3 protein-coding genes are annotated in these 5,390 nt (G+C 49.4%); all 3 read right to left on the reverse strand.

Features of this window, described 5'->3' with window-relative positions; genetic code table 11:
- On the reverse strand, nt 1-865 hold an 865-nt coding region (locus V7Z60_RS08595), incomplete at its 3' end, for a UvrD-helicase domain-containing protein (RefSeq protein ID WP_334117416.1).
- A 2-nt stretch (nt 866-867) separates the two neighbouring features.
- Nucleotides 868-4,083 carry a PD-(D/E)XK nuclease family protein gene (locus tag V7Z60_RS08600; protein WP_334117417.1) on the reverse strand — a complete coding sequence of 1,072 codons (3,216 nt, stop codon included), beginning with the start codon at nt 4,081-4,083 and terminating at the stop codon, nt 868-870.
- A 293-nt stretch (nt 4,084-4,376) separates the two neighbouring features.
- Entirely contained in the window at nt 4,377-5,180 is an 804-nt protein-coding gene (locus tag V7Z60_RS08605) for a hypothetical protein (RefSeq protein WP_334117418.1), read from the reverse strand.
- Nucleotides 5,181-5,390 lie beyond the last annotated feature (210 nt).

Raw genomic sequence — 5,390 nt, forward strand, 5'->3', positions numbered from 1 at the left:
ATTTCTTCAGTCCGGAACTCGTCACTGCAGGCAGTTTTTTGTCGACCTTTTTGAACTCATCCTCGATTTCGGAAAACGATGTTGCCGTGGAAGCGGTCCTGAAGACGTCCTTCAGCAGCAGGAAGTTTCTGATGGTGTTTGTCAGTGTCTTGTTCTTGTAAGTATAGTCAGGGTCATCTCCGTAAAGTTCGAGATGATCTGCAAGTTCACGGAATTTATCCCTGTTTTGTTCAATGTTTGAGAAGATTTTCTCCTCCAGGCCGTTTTCCTCTGCCTTTTTTCTCCAGGCATTCCTGTCTTCAATCGAGCCGAGGAAGTCATAGAGCCTGAACAGTGTCTCCTTTAAACTCTTATCCTGGTTGTTTCCCGTCATCAGCTGGAACATCAGCTTCCGGTCTTTTCCTTCTTCTGCTTCAAAGTCCTCGATCACCTGATCGTAGACCTGGTCTCTCAGGCGGTTCTTTGCGATGTCTGACGAGAGAATCTGGTATTCCGGGTCGATGTCAAGTCTGTAGCTGTACTTTCTGACCAGTTTGTTGATGTAGGAGTCGATGGTGGAGATGTCAGCCGTCTGCAGCTTGTCAATCTGCTGCAGAAGACGCTCCCTTTCGTCTGCGTCCTTTTCTGTCCTCTCCCGTTTTCTGAGTGCTGCCTCCAGGCGGTCCTTCATGTTCTGCGCCGCCGCCTTGGTGAAGGTCAGAATCAGCAGCGAATCCAGGTCGGCCTTGTCGTCCAGGATCTTCTTCATTACGCGGTCGACAAGGACGGTTGTCTTGCCGGTTCCGGCCGAGGCGGCAACAACGATGTTCTTCTTCCTTGAGTCAACTGCAAGCGTCTGTTGTTTGTTTAAATCCAAATCAGCCATTTTTAGTTCTCCTCCGTGTCAGTGTTTCTGCTCTTCAGTTCGCGGTAGCTGTTTCCGAACAGTTCGTCAAAGCACATGATGTTCCTGAAGTCGCTGTGTTTCAGCCCGTTTTTGCTTCCAAGCTGATAGGGGCTTATTTCAAGATGTCCGCTCAGGATGTTGCGGTATGCGTCAATGATCAGGTCCTCGACGTTCTTTAACGGGACAGGGTCAGAAAAGGACGGCTGACCGTTACGTTTCCGCTCTACCTTGCTGTACGCTTCGTCTGATATCCTGAGTTCACAGAATCGATCGGGTTCCTTGCCGTTATTCTTCTCGTCGTTGACCCTTACGTATTCGCTTCCGGTGACTGCAATTCTGTCCCTTACTTCAAAGCCTCTTTCTTCAAGCATCCTCCTGACTTCGTCAATATGTGCCCTGATCAGCATTGCGTAGATGACGAGCTGGAGATTCATGCCGTTTTCGAGCTTGATGACAAGATTTTGCGTCAGATCTCTGAAATTGCCCGTCTTGTAGTCAGCAATCATCAGCTCCGTCGAATCCCCGCCGTCCCTGTTGATGACGCTGATGCAGTCAATCACGCCGGACAGGTCAAGATGGAAGGTCTTTCCGTCAAGTTCAAACGGGATGTCGATTCCGCTTTCGACATTTCGGATGGAGTCCTTCGAGTTGAATCCGGTCTCGCCAAGGGCCATCTGACTATGATTCTCCTTCTGGCGTTTCTTCAATGCCACGAGACAGCGCCTGAACGTGTCTTCCAGACGTTCCTTGAAGCGTCTGGTCTGAGCAGTTGCGGAAAGCATGCTCAGGATGTCTCTTTCATGGCCGGAATTGCGTGATGACTTTTCCCTGCGGTTTTCTGCGACATGCTCGATGGCAGAGGAAGCGGTCTTCTGCACGTCGAAGTCAGAATTTCCCGGCACGTTGAACTCACCGTTCGTGAATGCTTCAAGCAGGTCGTGGATATAAGTCCCGGAATTTTTCGACGAGAGAACATAGTCGTCCTTTCTTCTGAGCCTGAGTCCTTTGGAAAGGAAGAATTCGTACGGATTTTTCGCATAGGCGTCAAGAGCCGAATATGAAGGTGAGATGTGGCATCCGTCCGCCTTCATTTCTCCTGCATAGAGCTTTTCCGCAAGTTCCGGCGTGAGGTCTGACGGCCTGTTCTCAAATGCCGTCAGGTTCTTCAGATGATTCCATTCATCTTTCTGCTCTTCTTTCAGGTGAACGGAAGAAGCATGAACGACGGCTGCGTCGATGTCAAATTCCGGAACGTTGAACGTGGTGGAAAGCCCGACGTCTTCAACCGGTGCGTCGAATCCGGTCCAGTAGTGCGACGGTTCGTTCGGGTCGGCGAGCACTGTATTTTGCGAATATGACAGGAAGATTCCGTCACTTGCGCTTGCACAGGCGTCAAGGAAGAGCGTGTCGGTATACTTGTACCGATCCATGATCGTCATGCTGTGGACGAACAGTATATTCTCCTCCTCTTCTTCTCTGGTCAGGATTCTTCCTTCGGGGATGCTTCCGGGAAGCGTGTTCCTGTCAAGCCCGAGCACGAAGGCATGCCTGTAGTGCGGACACTGGACGGCGTCAATCGGGACGACCTTGACTTCATCGACCTTTTCCGCATGCCCAGTTGCATATGGTTCGCTGAACGTCTCCTTGAGCTTTCCGGCAAATGCAGAGCTGTCAACCTCAATCCCGGCTGCAGAAAGTGAGAAGATCAGGTCTGTGAAACGTTTCCGTGACTCCTTCATGCGTCCGGTGATTCCCTCAAAGTCGATGCCTCTTGCCTTGACCGTCCTGGTGTTTTTTGCACTCTGTGCCGCATGTGCATCGAGGATTCCGTTTTTACTGAGAACGGACATGATGCCTGTTTTTTCGTCAAGCGGGTTCTTCATTGCATCAAGGTCAGAGAAGAGGGAAACCGTCTTTTTTCTGATGTCTTCGGCAAAGGCGTTGCATTTTTCATAATATTCAAGATTCTCACCGGCTCCTTCTGTGGAGTAGAGGGCATCATGCCATTCGGTCTTCCACTGTTCTTCGGTCCTGGTGCCGGTCTTTCTCAGGAAGTTGTCAATTTTTGGCAGAAGCGAGTTCAGTTCACGCAGCTTTTCGTCGATGCCTTCGTCTTCATTTGAATCGGGGAGGACAAGCCCTGTCCTGAGCAGTCTGATGATGTTTGACACTTCGTATCTGCGTGCCGGATTCTCGAACAGCGAACGCAGCAGCTGCGGGAGCGGCAGGGAGGAAAGCGATGACTCCTGTTTGAGGTTGAATGAAAGCCCCGCTTTTCTGAAGGCACGGTCCGTAGCCTGGATGTAGTCCCTGTTCTTCGGCGGAAGATAGACGACAATGTCTCTTGCGTGCAGGGAATCATCTGCTTCAAGCAGTCCGACGATCTTTCCTGCCGTCCATTTTGCCTCAAGGTCAGGGTCGAGGCATTTGGCCTTCGTGACGTTCACTTCATCATATCTGCCGGGCTGATGTTTCATGACATGTTCCTTGAAGAAACGCTTCATGACGTCCGGACCATATTTTTCAGCTGCGTCCGGCAGGAAAACCTCGATGCCTTCTTCAGCCTTCTTCTTCAGCTCTTTAAGCAGTTCGTCCTCTTTCCTGTTTCCGATTTTCTTCGGCCCGAAGTATGCGAAGAAGAATTCTCCGTCAAAGTCTTCTTTCAGAATGTCCAGCATCTCGTTTTTCGTCATGTACGGTTCCGAAAGTTCAAGATACTTTTTGTAAATTACAATCAGGTCCTCCATCTTCTTCTTGAAGGATTCGTTCTTCGATCTGTATTTTCTTAAGCCAAGGACCGAGGCGGAATATCCGTCATCAAGGCACCTGGAAAACAGGCTCCTCACGTTTCTGGCAAAGCCAGGATGTCCCGCGCTCTTCCTGAATGTCTTCAGTTCATCCTTCGACTGCTCGATTGCAAGTGAGACGAGCTGAGTCTGGACGGCTCCGGTCAGTTCCGGCTTGCAGAATTCCGGGTGCTTTCCCGTCATTTCCTTCACCGCCATCCTCTCCGGCGTCGTGACGCAGATTTCTGCAGTCGCCATTGCAATCTGAGCACTGCATTTTCCCGCAAGATGCTTCAGCACGACAAGTTCAAGATCATCAACCATGTCCGGAGTGGTCAGTATGTAGACTTTCCTGTTCTTCTTCGACCATTCGTCGACCTTGTTCAGGAGTTTGTTCAATTCCGAATTCATTTTCAATGTTCCCCCTTAATATAGTAGAGATGTATCAATCATATCCCACTTGTACGACAAATCATGACGCATGAAGCAAAATATTGTAAAAAATTTCTGTGGATATTTTGTGAATTATATGTATTTAACGATGCAGTATTGCGGTTGACTGCGGAATCTTTGGTGGGAGAGGCGTGAATTTTCCACCAGTTTTGGTGGGCGAGGCGTGAATTTTCCACCAGTTTTGGTGGGCGGCTCTGCATTTTGCCATTACACGCAAAAAAAGCTGCCCGAAAGCAGCCTTTACCAAGTAGTCAGTTTTTTATCGAAAAGCGACGTGCAATTTCCTTGAAGTGCTTGATGTTGTCGCAGTTTCCATCTGACTCCATCGTGTAGAAGAAACGTCCGCTGTCAGTCAGTCCTTCCCTCTTGTAACATTCAATCTTCTTCAGGGCATCGTTTGTATAACCGGCATTGCCCATCATCCCGAAGTGTTCGAAGATGACCTCGCAGCCGCGGCGTGAATCGAAGAATGTAAAGTCAGGCAGCACCCACTGCCGGGTCTTCTCAAGAAAGAGCGGCTTCTCATACAGGTACGGGGTGCCTTCACTGCAGCAGAAGTCGCCGTAGAATTTCTCTGTCTTGGACCGGACCCTCACGCCATCTTCGGTGAAGATGACGGGATCATCCTGCTTGAATCCGAGCATGTGTCGGGAATCACCCGGATTTTCGAGCCATGTCCCGATTTCGTCAAGACAGCTGACATAGTATGGCCTGATGCAGTTCTTCAGAGCAGGATGCTGACTGTCGTAAACGTCCATTGGAATTTCCTTCAGCAGACCGAACTCTTCATTTTTCATGAGTCCTGCAATGTGCTGCAGATGCGCAATCAGTTCACGGTAGTATGCATTCTGCGCCAGCTCGCCGATTGTGGCGCAGTTCTCCCTGGAAATGTACGTTTCCTTTTTTGAAACTGGATTGTAGCGGTAGAATTCATGATGATTTCCTCGCTTCTTTACGTATAACCTGTCACTTCCGGCATTTGCAAGCCTTACAGCTATGTCCCCGATGTCATGGCTGATGTTTTGCAGAGTTGATTTTCGAAATAACATTTGCATGCAGACTCCCCCTGACCTGTGTTTTAGTTGCATTATATCATTAACCGAACGGACGTTCAAAGAAAAAGACCTGTGCATCAATGATTTTTTTGCAAAATGCAGGGCGTTGATTCTCATGCGGTTTCTGAACTAGCTCCGAAGCCTGCCTCCACCAGTTTTGGTGGGAGAGGCGCAAAATCTCCACCAGTTTTGGTGGGTGAGGCGTGAAAT

It is taken from the genome of Ligilactobacillus sp. (assembly GCF_036846325.1).
Classification (GTDB): domain Bacteria; phylum Bacillota; class Bacilli; order Lactobacillales; family Lactobacillaceae; genus Ligilactobacillus.